The organism is Patulibacter sp., assembly GCF_030655195.1.
Taxonomy (GTDB): Bacteria; Actinomycetota; Thermoleophilia; order Solirubrobacterales; family Solirubrobacteraceae; genus Patulibacter.
On record NZ_JAURWA010000020.1, the window covers coordinates 1 to 15,016 of the forward strand.

The window sequence follows — 15,016 nt, forward strand, 5'->3', positions numbered from 1 at the left end:
GGGGCGACGGGCTGTGGGCCGCGGGGTCGCCGCGGGCGTCGGGGGAGGCGGTCGCCGGGGGAGTGGGCCACCGGCCGGACCACGGCCGGCGTGCGGCGGCCTACGGCGTGCGGCCGCGCCCGGTCCGCGCCGCCGCGACCCGGTCGCGCAGGACCTTCTCGTGCGGCGCGGGTCGCAGGAACCGGGTGGACTCGAGGCCCTCGGGCATCAGCTCCTGGTCGCTGACGCCCCCCGGGTTCGTGTGCGGGTAGTCGTAGGCGCCCGGGTCCGCGCCGTCGCTGACCTTGCCGCGCAGGTACGGCGGCGGGGGCGTCACGCCGTGCTCCTCGATGTGCGCCATCGCGTCGTTGATCGCCCGGTAGGCGGCGCTGCTCTTGCCGGCCAGCGCCAGGCGGACGGTCGCGTGCGAGAGCGCGATGCGGCACTCGGGCATCCCGACGCGGTCGACGACCTCGGCGGCGGCGATCGCCAGCGGCAGGCACTGCGGGTCGGCCAGGCCGATGTCCTCGGACGCGGAGACGACGAGTCGCCGGGCCACGGTCCGCGGGTCCTCGCCGGCGGTCAGCATCCCCGCCAGGTAGTAGACGGCGGCGTCGGGATCGCTCCCCCGGATCGACTTGATGTACGCCGAGAGCAGGTCGTGCGGCTGGTCGGGGCCGGCCGTGACGGTCGCCCGGTCCAGCGCCGCGCCGGCGTTGCGGGACGTGACCCGGACCGGGACCACGGCCCTCGGGGCCGCCCCCTCGTCGCGGCCGGCGTCGCCGGTCATCGTCGCCGTGCCGGTGCGGGCCAGGGCCACCGCGGCCTCGAGCGCGCCGAGCGCCGTCCGGGCGTCACCGGCGCTGCGGGACGCGAGGAGCTCGAGCGCGTCGTCGTCCGCGGTGACCTGCGCGGGCCCGGGCGCAGAGGTCGACCCGCCGGCCGCCGGGTCCTCGCTCGCCGCCGGGTTCTCGCCCGCTGGGTCTTCGCCGGCGGCCGGGTCGTCGCCCGCCGCCCGGTCTTCGCCCGCGACGGGGTGGGCGATCCCGGGACCGGCGGACGCCGCGGGGGCCGGCCGGTCGAACATGCGCCGCTCGACGGCGCGGCGCAGCAGGACGAGCACGTCGTCCGTGTCGAGCGCGCGGAGCCGGTAGATCCGCAGCCGCGAGCGCAGCGCCGGCGAGATCGCCGCCCACGCAGGCTCGGTCGTCGCGGCGATCAGGGTGACGAGGCCCTCCTCGACCGCCGGCAGCAGCGCGTCCTGCTGGGTGCGGTTGAAGCGGTGGATCTCGTCGATGAAGAGGACCGTCGGGGTGCCGTTCGCGTCGCGTCGCTCCTGCGCCCGTGAGAGCGCGGCCCGCACCTCGGCCTTGCCGGCGTCGACGGCCTGCAGCGCCTCGACCGCGGCCCCGGCCGCGTCGGCCACGATCCGGGCGAGCGTCGTCTTGCCCGACCCGGGCGGGCCGTGCAGGAGCATCGCGTGGGGCATCTGCGCGTCGATCGCCGCCCGGAGCGGGCGCCCGGGACCGAGCAGATCCTCCTGGCCGACCACGTCCTCGACGATCCGCGGCCGCATCCGGGCGGCGAGCGGCGCGTCCTGGGGCACCGCGGGACGGCCGGCGGGGGTGCCGTCGTCGGGGTCGGGGACGAAGAGCCGGTCCACCGGTCGAGGATCGCAGGCGGGTCGGGCGGCGGCGGGCCGAGCGGCTCGACGGTGCCGGAGGTGGATCCTCGTCGCGAGCCTCGGCGCCAGGGGTGGTCGCGATCCCGACGCCCCCGGCGACGAAACCGAGACCGGGCCCCACGCAACGCACCCCCGCCGCGGCGGTGGTCGCGATCCCGACGCCCCCGGCGACGAAACCGAGACCGGGCCCCACGCAGCGCACCCCCACCGCAGCGGTGGTCGCGATCCCGACGCCCCGGGCGACGAAACCGAGACCGGGCCCCACCCGGGCCGTCCCCGTCGCCGGGAACCGCAACCGGCCCCGTCCCCCGAGGCGTACCTTCGAGGTGACCGGGTAGTCCCTTGGTCCGCCCTCCGACGACACGACCCGCCCGCACCGTGCACACGACCGACTCCACGCTCCCCCTCGACGAGTCCGCGCCGTCGCCGACGCCGGTGATGTCCAGCGCCCACGCGAGCCCCGAGGGCCTCTTCGACGACCACTCGATGATCCGCCGCGTGCACCGCGAGCGGGCCGTCGCCCTGCACGGCCAGCGCGCGCTCCTGATGCAGGCCGCGCACCCGCTGGCGTTCGTCGGCTTCTGGGGCGCCACCGCCGCGCAGGAGCCCGAGAAGGCCTACCCCCGCCTCCAGCGCACCGCCGAGGCGATGGCCACCGCCGTCTTCGGCCCGGCCGACGCCGCCGAGGCCATGGGTCGCCGGGTCCGGGCGATCCACGGCGCCGTCTCCGGGACCACGGCCGAGGACGTCGGTCCGTGGCCGGCCGGCACCCCGTGGCGGGCCGACGATCCCGAGCTGCTGCTCTGGATCCTCGCGTCGCTCGTCGACTCGGCGCTCCTCGTGCACGACCGCTTCGTCCGCCCCCTGCGGCCGGAGGAGCGCGACGCGTTCTGGCGCGACTACCGGGTCGTCGGCGAGCTCTTCGGTCTGCGCCAGTCCGACATGCCGCAGTCCATCGTCGCCTTCGACGAGTACGTCGCGGACATGCTCGCGTCGGAGCGCACCGAAGTCATCCCGACCGCGCGGTCCGCGGGTCGACAGATCGTCCTGCACCCCCCGGTCCCCTTCCAGTTCCGGCCTGCCCTCAAGGTCGCCAACGAGATCACCGCGTCCCTGCTGCCGCCCAAGGTCCGCAAGGGCTTCGGCCTCCGCTGGGACCCGGCGCGCGACCTCGGCGTCGACGCGCTGAGCATCTGGGCGCGCCGCGTCCTCCTGCCGGTGCTGCCGACCACGCTCGCGTGGACGCCGCACGGCAGCCCGGCGCCGATCGGCTGAGCCGCGACGGCGCTCCTCCGGGGCGGTCGATCCGGGTCGGGCTCGGGCCTCGCGCGGCTCACCTCGGGGGGGGGTGGGACCGATCGGGTGCCAAGGGGTGGCACCGGATCGACCGCACCCCGGGCTCCGCGGCTCGCGTTCCGGGGGGGGTGGGGCGGTCGGGTGCCAAGGGGTGGCACCGAATCGACCGAACCCCGGGCAGCACGGCTCGCGTTCCGGGGGTGGGGTCGATCGGGTGCCAAGGGGTGGCACCGGATCGACCGCACTTAGGGCTGCGCGGCTCGCGTTCCGGGGGGGTGGGGGCGATCCGGTGCCAACAGGTGGCACCGGATCGACCGCACCCCCCCGGCCCCGCCCGACCCTCAGGGCTCCGCCGACGCAGGCGCCGCCCCGCGCGACGGCAGCGCCCACACCGCCACGCCCGGCAGCGCGACGAGCAGGCCCAGCGTCACCAGCTCCCCGACCGCGTCGACCGGGCCGAAGCCGTCGAGGTGCGTGGCGTGGAAGACGAGGTGCAGGACCGCCGAGACCGTCCACGCCACGCAGAGCGGCACGACGAGCTCGCGCGTCGGCCGCCACGCCGCCCAGGCGAAGAGCACCGCGAAGGCCGTGAACAGGCCTCCCACGTCGGTGACGAGGTGCTCGTTGAACGGCGGCAGCGGGGCGACCCAGGCGCTGAGGAACGGGAAGCCGTCGAAGAACGCGCGCGGGACGATCGCCGCCGGGAGCCCGGTGAACGCCGCGCTCACCGCGAGCACGACGAGCGCGGTGCGGGCGAGGCGGACGTCGCGGACCGAAGCGCTCACGTCCGACCCCCGCCGTCGACCCCGGGACCGGGCGCTTCGACCCCGGGACCGGGCGCGCCGACCCCGGGACCCTGTGCAGTGCTGCGGCCCCGCGCCAGCCACGCCCTGAAGTCCGGCCCCTCGTCGCCGACCGTCGCCGCGCAGAGCGCTCCGGACCGCACCGCCCGCCCCGTCTGCCCCGGCAGCGGCACCCGCACCGGGATGCGGCCTCGACCGGTCGCCCGGGACCACGTGTCCGCGAGCTCGGCGACGGACTGCCGCCGCGGGCCCGCCAGATCCGGCAGTCGCCCGGCCGGTCCGGCGTGCGCCGCGTCGGCCAGGTGGACCGCCGCGACGGCGGGGTCGAGCAGCTGGAGCGGGACCGCCGCCCGGGGCCGGACGCCGAGGCGGGCGGCGCGCTCGAACAGCCCGGCGAGCAGCGGGTGGAACTGGGTCGCGCGCAGGACCGTCGAGGGAACCGACGCCGCCGCGACGAGGCGCTCCTGCTCGGCCTTCGCGCGGTAGTAGGCCAGCGGGACGACGTCGCAGCCGACGATCGAGATCAGCACGTGGTGCGCCACCCCCGCCGCCGCGCCCGCCTCGAGCGTGCGGCCCGTGCCGCCGACCAGGAGCTCGCCGGGGTCCTGCTGCCCGTTCGCCGCGTCGACCACGACCTCGACGCCGTCCAGCGCCGCGTCGAGCCCGGAGCCGGTGCGGAGGTCGACCGGGTGGTGCTCCGCGCCGGCGACCGGGAGGGCCGGGGGCGTCCGCGACAGCACCCGCACCTCGTCCCCCCGCCGGACCAGCTGGTCCACCACGAGCCGACCCAGGCTCCCCGTCCCGCCGATCACCGCTGTGCGCATCGTGCTGCTCCCCGTCGTCCGTCGTCGCCGGCACCTCGTCGCAGGTCCGACGGTACGGCGCACGCGGGTGTGACACGCGATCCATCGGCGTGGCGGCGCGGTGCGGTGCGGCGGCCGGGCGCGGTGGAGTCCCAGGGGAGGTGCGAGCCGCTCCGCGTCGCCATCCGGTCGAACCCCGCGGTCCCCTCCCGTAGCCTGCAGCGGGTGTCCGCCTCCGCGCCCGAGCCCACCGCGCCCAGCTCGGCCACCGAGCTGCTGCAGCGGCTGATCCGCTTCAACACGGTGAACCCGCCCGGCGACGAGCGCGAGGCCCAGGAGTTCCTCGCCGGGCTGCTGGAGGACGCCGGTTTCGAGGTCACCCTCGTCGGCAACACGCCGGGTCGCCCGAACCTCGTGGCCGAGCTCGCCGCGACGGGCGACGGCGACGGTCCCGGCACGCCGGGAGGGCCGATCCTCGGCCTGCTCTCGCACGTCGACACGGTGCTCGCCGCCGCCGAGGACTGGCAGCACGACCCCTGGTCCGGCGACCTCGAGGACGGCGAGATCTGGGGCCGCGGCGCGATCGACATGAAGTCGCAGACCGCCGCCGAGGTGACCGCCGCGATCGACCTGGCCCGCTCGGGCTGGCGGCCGGCGCGCGGATCCCTGAAGGTCATCGTCGTGGTCGACGAGGAGGTCGGCGGCGGCGAGGGCGCGATCTGGCTCTGCGAGAACCACCCCGAGCTCGCCCGCTGCGACCTGATGCTGAACGAGGGCGGCGGCGCCCCGTTGCGGTTCCGCGACGCGCTGCACTACGGCGTCTGCGTCGGCGAGAAGGGGCCGCTGCGCTTCGCCCTGAAGGCCTCCGGCAGGGCCGCGCACGCCGCCACGCCGCGCCTGGGCGACAACGCGCTGGTCCGCCTGGCGCCGCTGATCACCCGGCTGGCCGAGGCGGAGCTGCCGTTCGACGTCGACCCGGCGATCGTGGCGATGCTCGACGGTCTGGGCCTCGACGGGCGCGACCCCGCGGGCGCCTACGGGCAGCTGCGCGAGGAGAACCCGGCGCTGTCGGCCGCGATCGAGCCGATGGGCCGCATCACGTTCTCGCCCAACATCGTCTCCGCGGGCGACAAGATCAACGTGATCCCGGACCGGGCCGAGCTGCGCGTCGACTGCCGCGTCCCGCCGAACCTCACCACGGACCAGGCGAAGGAGCGGATCCTGGCCGCCCTGGCGCCCCTGCCCGACGGCGTCGAGGTCGAGTGGGGCATGACGGTGCCCGGCAACGCGTCCCCCGCGCACGGCGAGCTGTTCGACGCGCTGCAGGAGTGGCTCGGCGAGCACGTCCCCGGTGCCGGCATCGTGCCGACCTTCCTCCCGGGCTTCACCGACTCGCGCACGTGGCGCACGGCGTTCCCCGACTGCGTGGCCTACGGGTTCTTCCCGCACAAGAACCTGGAGCTGCGCGAGCAGGCCGGCCGGATGCACGCGAAGGACGAGCGGATCGACGTCGAGGACCTCGACTTCGCGACGGCGTGCTTCCGCGACGTGACCCGGCGGATCCTGGGGTAGGCGGGCCGGCCGGCGGCCCGGGACGCCTTCGCCGCCCTCCGCCCACCCTGCGAGGATGGCGCGGTGACCGATCCGCGGATGCTGCTCCTGTGGGACTCACCGAACATCGACATGGTGCTCGGGCAGCTGATCCTGCGGCGCAAGCCGACGGGACGCGAGCGGCCGCGGATCGACGCGCTGCGCGGCTGGCTGCGGGAGCGCGCCGACGACGCGGTCGAGCTCGACGGCGAGCGCCCGACCGTCGAGGCCTCGGTCTTCGCCAACGTCACCGAGCGGACGTTCACCGGCGTCGTCGGCTGGGCCGAGGTGGTGCGGCAGCAGGGCTTCCGCATGTTCCTCAAGCCGAAGACGCGGGACGACTCGGACGTCGACGACGACATCCTCGACCTGCTCGCCGAGCGCCACCGCGAGGGCGGTCTGCGCGAGGCGCTGATCATGTCCCACGACGGGATGGCGTTCGCGGAGGCCGCGAAGCTCCTGATCGCCGACGGCGTCCGCGTCACCGCGCTGGTCTTCCCCGAGCACGCCCAGCAGCTCTGCCAGGTCGACGGCATCGAGGTCTTCGACCTGGAGGACGTCCCCGGCCTCTTCGAGCAGGCGCTCCCCCGCCTGACCTTCGCGAGCCTCCCGGCCGAGGGCCGTTGGCTCGAGCCGATCGGCGAGATCTGAGGCCTACTCGCCCTTCCCCGCGTCGAGCTCGCGCGCGGCCTTCTTCGCGCCCGGCAGCCGGCCGGCGACGCGGCCGATCGGGACGACCGCGCGGCTGAGCTCCTCTGCGGCCTCCTGCATGCCGCCGACCGTCGCGGCGATCGAGTCGATCGAGTCGCCGAGGGTGGCGAGCGGCCGCAGCAGCTCTTCCAGGTCGCCGAGGGGTCGCAGCGTCGCGTCCAGCGTCTCGAGCGGCCGCAGGTGCGCCTCGAGCGACTCGAGCGGCCGCAGGCGGTCGCCGAGGGCCTCGAGCGGGGCGAGCCGGTCGCCCAGCGCGGCCAGGGGCGCGAGCCGGTCGCCGAGCTCGGCCAGCGGCGTCAGGCGGTCGCCGAGGGTCTCGAGCGGACGTAGGCGGTCGCCCAGGTCCTCCAGCGGCTTGAGCGCCTCGTCGAGGCCGGCGAGCGGGCGCAGCGACTGCTCCAGCTCGGCGAGACCGGAGAGCGCGGCCGACAGCTCGCCGAGCTGGTCGAGCGGACCGCCCTGGGCGAGGAGCCGCTCGACGCCGCCGTCCTCCGCCAGGAGCCGGTCCAGCGTGCCACCGTCCTGGATCAGCCGGTTGACCGTGCTGCCCGGGGTCAGCAGCAGCTCGAGCGTGCCGTCGTCCTGCAGCAGCTGCTCGATGAGACCGTTCTCCTGCAGCAGACGGTCGACGACGCCGCCGCGCTCCAGCGCCCGCTCGAGGGTGCCGCCGTCCTCGGTCAGGCGGTCGAGCGGGCCGCCCGGCGCCAGCAGCCGGTCGAGCGGACCGTCCGGGACGAGCAGGCGGTCCAGCGGGCCGTTCTCGCCGACGAGGCGGTCGACGGCGCCGCCCTCCGACATCAGGCGGTCGAACGCCCCGCCGTCGGCGAGCAGCCGGTCCAGCGGCCCGCCGGGCGAGAGCGCCCGACCGAGCGGCCGGTCGTCGCTCGTCAGGATCGCCAGCTGCTCCAGCCGGGCGAGCGGGCCCTTCGGGTCGGCCAGCCGGGCGAGCTGGTCGACGACCCCGCCCTCGGCGATCAGGACCTGGACCCGCTCACCCAGGCCTCCCGGGCGGCGCAGCGGGCCGTCCTTGGCGGTCATGTCCCGCGCGGCGATGACGAGCTCCGCCGAGGCGACGACGGTGCGCGCAGGCAGCAGCGCGAGCGAGAGGAGGCCCATGGGCCGCGACGCTACCCGCTGGGGGCGCCGGGCGGGGCGTTCAGTCGCCCGGGTGCTGCGGGTCGTTCGCCCACACACGGGGCACGGCGGCGAAGGCGGCCAGCGCGAGGCCGACGACCAGCAGGACCACGCCGATCGCGGAGCTGCCGAGCAGGAGGATCGCGAGCCCGACGAGCGCCAGCGCGAGCCCGCCCCCGAGCAGGGCGGGGGACCGCCTGGGCACCCCCGCGCCGGACGTCGTCGTCGATCGGCCGTCACCGGGGGTCGTCATGCACGGGCCCGTACCCCGCCCGAGCCACCGTACGCGCCGCCCTCGGCCGCCGCTCAGAGCTCGACCGCGCCGGAGATGCACGTGACGCAGTCGCCGCCGACCCAGATCCGCTCGCCGTCGTCGTCGACGTGGACGCGGCCCGCCCGCCGGAGCGCGGTGCCCTGCGCGGCGACGTAGGAGGCCGGCGCGAGGCCCTCCTCCCGCAGCCACTGCGCGACGCTCGCGTTGAGGCTGCCGGTCACGGGGTCCTCGGCGCCGGAGGTGACGACGCCGTCCGCGCCGGGCGCGTGGGGGAAGAACGCCCGCAGCTCGAAGGCGATGCCGTCGTCGCCGGTCCGGGGGCCCACCACACCGACGTCGTGGCCGGCGACGACCCCGATCTTGGCGCCGCCGAGCACCCCGAAGTCGGCGGTCACCTCGAGGACCCGCTCCGCGGACTCCAGGAGCACCGCGCACCAGCCCGGGCCGTTGTCGACCCACGCGTGCGCCCGGACCTCGTCACGGCGCAGGCCCAGGCCGGCACGGACCCGGTCCAGCAGCTCGTCCTCGAGCGGGCCCGTGCGCAGGCGCGGCGGGGCGGCGAACGCCAGGCGTCCGTCCTCCCGGCGCAGCTCCACCAGACCGGCGCGGCACTCCTGGACGACGCGTTCCGGCGCCGCCGCCTCGCCCCCGGCCTCCAGCCACGCGTGGCAGCTGCCGAGGGTCGGGTGCCCGGCGAACGGCAGCTCGACCGTCGGGGTGAAGATCCGCAGCCGGTAGTCCGCCCCCGCCGCGCGCCCGTCGTCGGTGGGCGGGAGGACGAAGGTCGTCTCGGACAGGTTCGTCCAGCGCGCGAAGGCCGCCATCGCGTCGTCGTCGAGGTCCGAGCCGTCGAGCACCACCGCGACCGGGTTGCCCAGGTACGGCTCGGCGGTGAACACGTCGACCTGGCGGAACGCACGGGATCGCATCGGGTGATCCTCCCAGCGGGGGGCGTGCTCCCACCAGAGGCCGGTCGGCACGTCGTGGCCCTCGCGGCGGGCGGGCCCGCGACGCCCGCGATATAGGCTCCGACGCATGTTCGATCGGATCGACCACCTGGGCATCGCCGTCGCCCCCGAGGACCTCGACGACCAGATCGCGTACCACCGCGACGTGCTCGGGTTCGAGCTCGTGCACCGCGAGACCGTCGAGTCCCAGGGCGTCGAGGCGGTCCTCTTCGACGTCGGCGAGAACCACGTCGAGCTGATCTCGCCGCTGGGTCCCGACACCGGCGTGGCCAAGTTCCTCGAGAAGAACGGCCCGGGCCTGCACCACGTCGCCTACCAGACCCGCGACATCGTGTCCGCGCTGGCGACGCTCAAGGAGCGCGGCGTCCGGCTCATCGACGAGGAGCCGCGCGTCGGCATCCGCGAGAGCCGGGTGGCCTTCCTGCACCCGAAGTCCACCGGCAAGGTGCTGACCGAGCTCACCGAGCCGGCGCACCACTAGTCCTTCCCCACCCCACCCGCAACGATCAGGAGAGCCCGTGTCCGACGACAAGCTCCGCGTCAGCATCGGCCTGGACAGCGCCCCGCCGCTGGCCGTCCGCCTCACCGAGTCCCAGTACCAGGGCCTGCAGCAGTCGCTGAAGGACGGCGGCTGGACCGACCTCGACGCCGAGGACGCCCGCGTCACGCTGAACCTCGACAAGGTCGTCTTCCTCCGCGTCGACAAGGACGAGCAGAAGATCGGCTTCGGGCTCTAGGAGGCCCTCGGGGCGGGCCCGCGCTCCGTCACCGCAGGGTGCAGCGCGGGCCGGCGTCGACCAGGCACCGCGTGAGCTCGCCGCGGGCGTAGCGCGCGGCGTTGGAGTCCTCGCGGCGCACCACGCGGAAGTCGGTGCGCACGAGGCAGTCGTCGTACTGGCCCTCGTTGCGGACCTTGTACGTGCAGTAGCGCGTGACCTCGTTCAGGCCGGTGCTCGCCTGCGCGTCGCGCTCCGGCGGGCCGGACGCGAGCGAGTTCAGCACCACGACGACCAGCACGATCACCGGCAGGCCGACGAAGAACAGCAGCAGGATCAACCGGGCACGCGAGCGGCCCTGGATGAACTCGCGCTCGCCGATCGGCCGGTCGGGCCGGTCGCGCAGGTGCCGCGCGAGCGGCAGCTCGTCGCGGGGATCCTCGTCGCTCATCGACGTCGCCCCCAGCGCGGCGGTGTCGCCGTCACCGGCGGCAGGTGGATCTGCACCGGGCCGAGCGGGTCGGCGGTGACGTCGCCGAGGTCGAGGACCTCGCCGTCGACGTTCCACAGCAGGTCCGGGTCGACGTCGACCCGGATGGTGTGGCCCTGGAACAGCCGCATCCCGCCGCGGTTGCCGCCGCTGCGCATGCCCCAGACCCGGCGGATCAGGGTCAGCCGCGACTTCGACTCGACGACGAAGAGCTCCATCTCCGCGGTGCCGGGATCGGAGTCGGGCAGCTGCACGATGCCGCCGAAGGACCCCGACGCCGCGACGAGCGCCTGCCAGACGTCGCCCTCGTAGACCTGCTCGCCGTCGACGCTGACGCGGCAGTGGACCTGCTTGCCCTTCGCGCCGGCGATCACCGCACCGAGCGCGTAGGCCGCCGGCCCGAGCTTGGACTTCAGCGGTGCCGCCTCGCGCGCGGCGTTGACCGCCAGGCCGATCGACGCGACGTTGACGAACGGGTGCCCGTCGAGCGTGGCGCCCCAGACCGTGCGGTGCCGGGAGTCCGGATCGCGCGCGACCTCGATCGCGGCGTCGAAGTCCGCCGGGACGCCGATCGCGCGGGCGAAGTCGTTGGCGGTGCCCGCCGGCAGGATCGCCAGCGGGGCCTTCGCCGCGGCACAGGCGGCGAAGACGGTGCCGATCGAGCCGTCGCCGCCGGCCACCACCACGCGGTCCGCGCCCGACCGGGCGGCGGCGTCGGCGTCCCCGATCTCGAACGTCTCGACGTCGTGCCCGGGTGATCCGAGGCGCCCCGCGAGCTCGTCGCTCCCACGGCCGGCGCCGGACTTGGGATTGACGACCAACGCCAGCTTCACGTCCCGTATGGTGACCGACCCGGACGACCGGGGGGCCGCGCCGTCCGGGAGTCCCTCCCGTCGGGACGCGGGATCCGCGCGGCCCGTACCCTGACGGGGTGCGAAAGCTCACCCCGGACCCACGCCTCCTCCCCGAAGCGATCGACGCCCGGCGGAGCCTCCTGGCCCGGGCGCTCCACGGCCGGTCCGGCCGCGCGTTCGCCCGTCTGGACCTCGCCGGGATGCGCGCCGTCCGCTCGACCGCGCGCTCGCAGCGCGCCACCCACGCCATCGTCCGCTTCTCGCGCACCGGAGAGCACGGCGCCCTCTGGCTCGGGATCGGGGCGCTCGGCGCGACCGTCGACAAGCGCCGTCGCGAGGACTGGCTCGTGGGCGTCGCCGCCGTCGGCGCGGCGTACGTGGCCAACACCTCCGTCAAGCAGGTCGCGCGTCGTCCCCGCCCCCAGCTGCGCGACCTCCCGCCGCTGATCCCGACGCCGACGCAGCTGAGCTTCCCCAGCTCGCACGCCGCCTCCTCGTTCGCGGCCGCCGCGGCGTTCTCGCCGCTGCTGCCGACCGTGCCGCTCTACGCGACGGCGACCGCCATGGCCGTCTCGCGCGTGCACCTGGGCGTGCACTACCCGACCGACATCGCCATCGGCGGCGCCCTCGGCTGGACCGTCGGGACCGGGGTGCGCGCCATCGGGCACGGGATCGCCGTCCGCCGCCGCGAGTCCTGGGGGGACCACGGCGAGACCGGGGACAAGGTCGCCACCGCCGCCGCCGTCGGGACCGCCACCGTCGCCGCCTCGGCCGCCGCCAACACCGACATCGGAGCCGCCTGATGAAGATCGGCATCGTGGGCATGCCCAACGCGGGCAAGTCCTCCCTCTTCAACGCCCTGACGAAGTCCGGGGCCGAGGCCGCGAACTACCCGTTCACGACGATCGAGCCCAACGTCGCCGTCGTCCCGGTCCACGACGACCGGATGGTCGCGATCGCGGAGCTGCTGGGGTCGTCGGACATCGTCTTCGACCACATCGACTTCCACGACATCGCGGGCCTCGTTGCCGGCGCCCACAAGGGCGAGGGCCTGGGCAACAAGTTCCTGGCGAACATCCGCGAGACCGACGCGCTGGTCCACGTCGTCCGCGCGCACGAGGACGGCAACATCATTCACCCCGACGGGTCGGTGAACCCGCTGCGGGACGTCGAGACGATCGAGACCGAGCTGCTGATGGCCGACCTCGAGCAGGCCGAGCGCCGGATGGAACGCGTCACGAAGATGGCCCGCGGCGGCGACGCCGAGGCGAAGGCGGAGCTCGGCTGGCTCGAGCAGGTCGTCGCCGCGCTGAACGAGGGGAAGCCCGCGCGCAGCATCCCGGCGCCCGAGGACCACCCCCACGTCGTCCGGACGCTCTCGCCGCTGACCGCCAAGCCGGTCCTCTTCGTCGCCAACGTCGACGAGAACGACGCCTCCGGCGAGGTGCCCCCGGCGATCGCCGAGCATGCCGCCGCCATGGGGGCCGTCGCCGTGGCCGTCTCCTCGCGCCTGGAGGCCGAGCTGATCGAGATGGACGACGAGGAGGCCGCCGCGATGCGCGAGGACATGGGCTTCGCCGAGTCCGGCCTGCAGCGGATCGCCAAGGGCGCCTTCGAGCTGCTCGACCTGATCACGTTCTTCACCGCCGGCGCCGACGTCCGCGCGCAGTCGTGGCACCTCAAGCGCGGCCTGACCGTGTGGCACGCCGCGGGAGAGATCCACGGCGACATCCAGAAGGGCTTCGTCCGCGCCGACGTCATCGGCTCGGACGAGCTGCTCGCCGCCGGCGGCTACTCGAAGGCCCGCGACGTCGGCACGCTGCGCACCGAGGGCCGGGACTACGTGATGCAGGACGGCGACGTCATCACGGTGAAGCACACGAACTAGGGGTCGGGTGTCGGCCGGTCTTTGCCCTGCGCCGCCGGCCCGGCCCTCCCGGTCGCCGCGGTGGCGGAGGCGCGTGGCGGGTATCCGGAGGACATGGTTCCCAGCGCAACGACCTCTCCCGACGTCCTCCTCGTGCCGGGGGCGTTCTCCGGCCCGTGGATCTACGCCGACGTCGTCGAGCGCCTGGCCGCGCAGGACGTCGAGGCGCAGGTCGTCGCGCTGCCCTCGGTCGGCGGACCGTCGACCGGCGACGGCTTCGGGGCCGACGTCGCCGCGGTCCGCGGCGCGCTGGACGCCGTGGGCAGGCCGGTCGTCCTCGTCGCCCACTCCTACGGCGGCTCGGTCATCACCGACGCCGCGGCCGGGCCGCACCCGAACGTCCTCGAGCTCGTCTACCTCTGCGCCGCCGCCCCCGGGTCCGGCGCGAGCATGGCGTCGACGACCGCCGCCGTCACCCCGGAGGGCCAGGACAGCCCGATCCAGGTCGGCGACGACGGCCTGGCCTCGTTCCCGCGGGAGGTCGCGCGGCAGGCGCTGTTCAACGACGCCGACGACGACCGCGCGGCCGTCGCCCTGGACCAGCTCCGTCCGCAGGACATGTCCGGCACCGACCGCCCGATCGAGACGGCGGCGTGGACCGAGCTGCCCTACGTGAACGTGTCGGGCACCGCGGACCTCGTCCCGCGCGCCGTCGCCCCCGACTTCCCGGCCGGCGCGGCCCAGAGCGTCGAGCTGCCCTCGGGCCACTGCCCGCAGTGGACCGAGCCCGAGCTCGTCGCCGACCTCATCGTCGAGCGGCTCCGCACCGAGCGGTAGGACCCGCGGACGATCGACGGGGCGCGGCGGGCCGGGCGCAGGAGCCCGGCCCCGACGCTCACCACCCCCCGCGCGAGGCGGCGCTCGAGGCGTCGGCCGCGGCCCGCTCCGCCATCACGCGGGTCACGTGCCGGCACCACGGCCCGTAGGTCCGGCGGACGAGGGCCAGCACCGGAGCCGGGCCGTCGACGTCGATGCCCACGACGCTGCCGCCCGCGACGACCGGGTCCACGCGGTGAACGAAGAGCAGCGGGCCCGCCCTCCAGCTCCACGAGCGCCCCGGATCGACGTCGACGATCCGCACCGGGACCGGTGCGACGCCCAGCAGCCGGACGGCACCGAGGGCCCCGGCGCGGACCTCCGGCGAGCCGAGCCCCCAAGCCCCCCGGACGTGCCACGCCCACTCGTGCCACCGGTCGGGTCGCGCGAGGAGCGGCCAGACGACCTCCGGCGGCGCGGAGGTGGCGGTCTCGTAGCGCAGCATCCTCGCGCCCCTACCCGCCGCGGGGCCGTCGACCGACGACCGACGGGCTAGAGCTTCGCGGCGGGCGTCGAGAAGCGCCCGACGCGGACCCGCCACTCGCCCCGCTTCGGGACGACCGTCTCGAAGCCGCCGCCGCGCAGCGGCACGCGGCGCACCGTCCTCCAGGAGCGGCCGTCGCGGCGCTGCAGCCGGCCGGCCGCACCCTCGGGCGCGGGGCGCACGCCACCGACGAGCCGGCAGCGCGGCGCCGAGCGAGCGACCTCCGCGGGTGCGACCCGCACCGTCCGGTCGCCCGTCAGCAGCTCGCCGAGCCCGCGGGCGCCCCGGGCCACGATCGCGACGGCGCTCTCGGCGGGACCGCCGGCCCCGCCCGCCGTCGGCGTCGCGCCCGTCCCGGACGTGGAGCCCGCCGGACGCGGGGCGCCGTCGCCGTCCTCGGCGTCGCTCGTCGGCGCGGCGGAGCGGACGACGACGCCGACCCCCTCGCCGGCGCGGGCGACCTGCGGGTCGCGTGCGCGCCGTCGCG

At 75.8% G+C, this 15,016-nt stretch carries 17 protein-coding genes and 1 pseudogene; 8 read left to right on the forward strand and 10 right to left on the reverse strand.

Annotation, left to right across the window (positions count from 1 at the left end):
- Positions 1-100: 100 nt before the first annotated feature.
- Complete coding sequence (locus Q7T67_RS01975) at positions 101-1,642, reverse strand: replication-associated recombination protein A (RefSeq protein ID WP_304785652.1); 1,542 nt, start codon at positions 1,640-1,642, stop codon at positions 101-103.
- Between the two features lie 399 nt (positions 1,643-2,041).
- On the opposite strand from Q7T67_RS01975, the gene Q7T67_RS01980 reads away from it, so the two are divergent.
- Positions 2,042-2,938, forward strand: coding sequence for an oxygenase MpaB family protein (locus tag Q7T67_RS01980; RefSeq protein ID WP_304785653.1), 897 nt, complete (start codon positions 2,042-2,044; stop codon positions 2,936-2,938).
- 362 nt (positions 2,939-3,300) lie between these two features.
- Here the strand turns inward: Q7T67_RS01980 and Q7T67_RS01985 are convergent, their stop codons facing one another.
- On the reverse strand, positions 3,301-3,744 hold the full coding sequence (locus Q7T67_RS01985; RefSeq protein ID WP_304785654.1) for a hypothetical protein: 444 nt from the start codon (positions 3,742-3,744) through the stop codon (positions 3,301-3,303).
- The gene (locus Q7T67_RS01990; protein ID WP_304785655.1) at positions 3,741-4,586 is read right to left on the reverse strand and encodes an SDR family oxidoreductase; all 846 of its coding nucleotides are present in this window, start codon (positions 4,584-4,586) and stop codon (positions 3,741-3,743) included. The genes Q7T67_RS01985 and Q7T67_RS01990 overlap by 4 nt, the downstream gene beginning before the upstream one ends.
- A 204-nt stretch (positions 4,587-4,790) precedes the next feature.
- Between Q7T67_RS01990 and Q7T67_RS01995 the strand changes: the two genes are divergently transcribed.
- On the forward strand, positions 4,791-6,137 hold the full coding sequence (locus Q7T67_RS01995; RefSeq protein WP_304785656.1) for a M20 family metallopeptidase: 1,347 nt from the start codon (positions 4,791-4,793) through the stop codon (positions 6,135-6,137).
- A 63-nt stretch (positions 6,138-6,200) separates the two neighbouring features.
- Positions 6,201-6,806: a hypothetical protein gene (locus Q7T67_RS02000; RefSeq protein ID WP_304785657.1), complete on the forward strand. Its 606-nt coding sequence runs from the start codon at positions 6,201-6,203 to the stop codon at positions 6,804-6,806.
- 3 nt (positions 6,807-6,809) lie between these two features.
- Here the strand turns inward: Q7T67_RS02000 and Q7T67_RS02005 are convergent, their stop codons facing one another.
- From Q7T67_RS02005 to Q7T67_RS02015, 3 genes are read right to left on the reverse strand one after another with little or no spacing between them, the layout of a single operon-like run.
- Entirely contained in the window at positions 6,810-7,982 is a 1,173-nt protein-coding gene (locus Q7T67_RS02005) for a hypothetical protein (RefSeq protein ID WP_304785658.1), read from the reverse strand.
- 40 nt (positions 7,983-8,022) lie between these two features.
- On the reverse strand, positions 8,023-8,253 hold the full coding sequence (locus Q7T67_RS02010) for a hypothetical protein (protein ID WP_304785659.1): 231 nt from the start codon (positions 8,251-8,253) through the stop codon (positions 8,023-8,025).
- 53 nt (positions 8,254-8,306) lie between these two features.
- Entirely contained in the window at positions 8,307-9,203 is an 897-nt protein-coding gene (locus Q7T67_RS02015; RefSeq protein ID WP_304785660.1) for a PhzF family phenazine biosynthesis protein, read from the reverse strand.
- Positions 9,204-9,309: 106 nt separating this feature from the next.
- Here Q7T67_RS02015 and mce point away from each other — a divergent pair, with 106 nt between their 5' ends.
- The gene (gene mce / locus Q7T67_RS02020; protein ID WP_304785661.1) at positions 9,310-9,723 is read left to right on the forward strand and encodes a methylmalonyl-CoA epimerase; all 414 of its coding nucleotides are present in this window, start codon (positions 9,310-9,312) and stop codon (positions 9,721-9,723) included.
- A 37-nt stretch (positions 9,724-9,760) separates the two neighbouring features.
- Positions 9,761-9,979, forward strand: a complete 219-nt coding sequence (locus Q7T67_RS02025) for a hypothetical protein (RefSeq protein WP_304785662.1) — start codon at positions 9,761-9,763, stop codon at positions 9,977-9,979.
- Positions 9,980-10,007: 28 nt separating this feature from the next.
- Here Q7T67_RS02025 and Q7T67_RS02030 read toward each other — a convergent pair whose 3' ends face one another.
- Both Q7T67_RS02030 and Q7T67_RS02035 read right to left on the reverse strand, forming a co-directional pair.
- Entirely contained in the window at positions 10,008-10,409 is a 402-nt protein-coding gene (locus Q7T67_RS02030; protein WP_304785663.1) for a hypothetical protein, read from the reverse strand.
- The gene (locus Q7T67_RS02035; RefSeq protein WP_304785664.1) at positions 10,406-11,281 is read right to left on the reverse strand and encodes a diacylglycerol kinase family protein; all 876 of its coding nucleotides are present in this window, start codon (positions 11,279-11,281) and stop codon (positions 10,406-10,408) included. Before Q7T67_RS02035 ends, Q7T67_RS02030 begins: the two co-directional genes overlap by 4 nt.
- Positions 11,282-11,379: 98 nt before the next feature.
- Between Q7T67_RS02035 and Q7T67_RS02040 the strand changes: the two genes are divergently transcribed.
- From Q7T67_RS02040 to Q7T67_RS02050, 3 genes are all read left to right on the forward strand, one after another.
- Complete coding sequence (locus Q7T67_RS02040) at positions 11,380-12,105, forward strand: phosphatase PAP2 family protein (RefSeq protein WP_304785665.1); 726 nt, start codon at positions 11,380-11,382, stop codon at positions 12,103-12,105.
- On the forward strand, positions 12,105-13,190 hold the full coding sequence (gene ychF, locus Q7T67_RS02045) for a redox-regulated ATPase YchF (RefSeq protein ID WP_304785666.1): 1,086 nt from the start codon (positions 12,105-12,107) through the stop codon (positions 13,188-13,190). The genes Q7T67_RS02040 and ychF overlap by 1 nt, the downstream gene beginning before the upstream one ends.
- 93 nt (positions 13,191-13,283) lie before the next feature.
- A complete protein-coding gene (locus tag Q7T67_RS02050) occupies positions 13,284-14,006 on the forward strand; it encodes an alpha/beta fold hydrolase (RefSeq protein WP_304785667.1) in 723 nt (240 codons plus the stop codon).
- Positions 14,007-14,064: 58 nt separating this feature from the next.
- On the opposite strand, the gene Q7T67_RS02055 is transcribed toward Q7T67_RS02050, so the two are convergent.
- Positions 14,065-14,490 (reverse strand): SRPBCC family protein, encoded by a 426-nt coding sequence (locus Q7T67_RS02055; protein WP_304785668.1) that lies wholly within the window; start codon positions 14,488-14,490, stop codon positions 14,065-14,067.
- Positions 14,491-14,537: 47 nt separating this feature from the next.
- A pseudogene (locus Q7T67_RS02060) lies at positions 14,538-15,016 on the reverse strand (hypothetical protein); the annotation flags it as partial.

Coding starts and splice junctions, on each gene's coding strand:
- ychF (WP_304785666.1), top strand. CDS start 12,105: ATGAAGATCGGCATCGTGGGCATGCCCAACGCGGGCAAGTCCTCCCTC.
- Q7T67_RS02050 (WP_304785667.1), top strand. CDS start 13,284: ATGGTTCCCAGCGCAACGACCTCTCCCGACGTCCTCCTCGTGCCGGGG.
- Q7T67_RS02005 (WP_304785658.1), bottom strand. CDS start 7,982: ATGGGCCTCCTCTCGCTCGCGCTGCTGCCTGCGCGCACCGTCGTCGCC.
- Q7T67_RS02055 (WP_304785668.1), bottom strand. CDS start 14,490: ATGCTGCGCTACGAGACCGCCACCTCCGCGCCGCCGGAGGTCGTCTGG.
- Q7T67_RS01990 (WP_304785655.1), bottom strand. CDS start 4,586: ATGCGCACAGCGGTGATCGGCGGGACGGGGAGCCTGGGTCGGCTCGTG.
- Q7T67_RS02030 (WP_304785663.1), bottom strand. CDS start 10,409: ATGAGCGACGAGGATCCCCGCGACGAGCTGCCGCTCGCGCGGCACCTG.
- Q7T67_RS02010 (WP_304785659.1), bottom strand. CDS start 8,253: ATGACGACCCCCGGTGACGGCCGATCGACGACGACGTCCGGCGCGGGG.
- mce (WP_304785661.1), top strand. CDS start 9,310: ATGTTCGATCGGATCGACCACCTGGGCATCGCCGTCGCCCCCGAGGAC.
- Q7T67_RS02015 (WP_304785660.1), bottom strand. CDS start 9,203: ATGCGATCCCGTGCGTTCCGCCAGGTCGACGTGTTCACCGCCGAGCCG.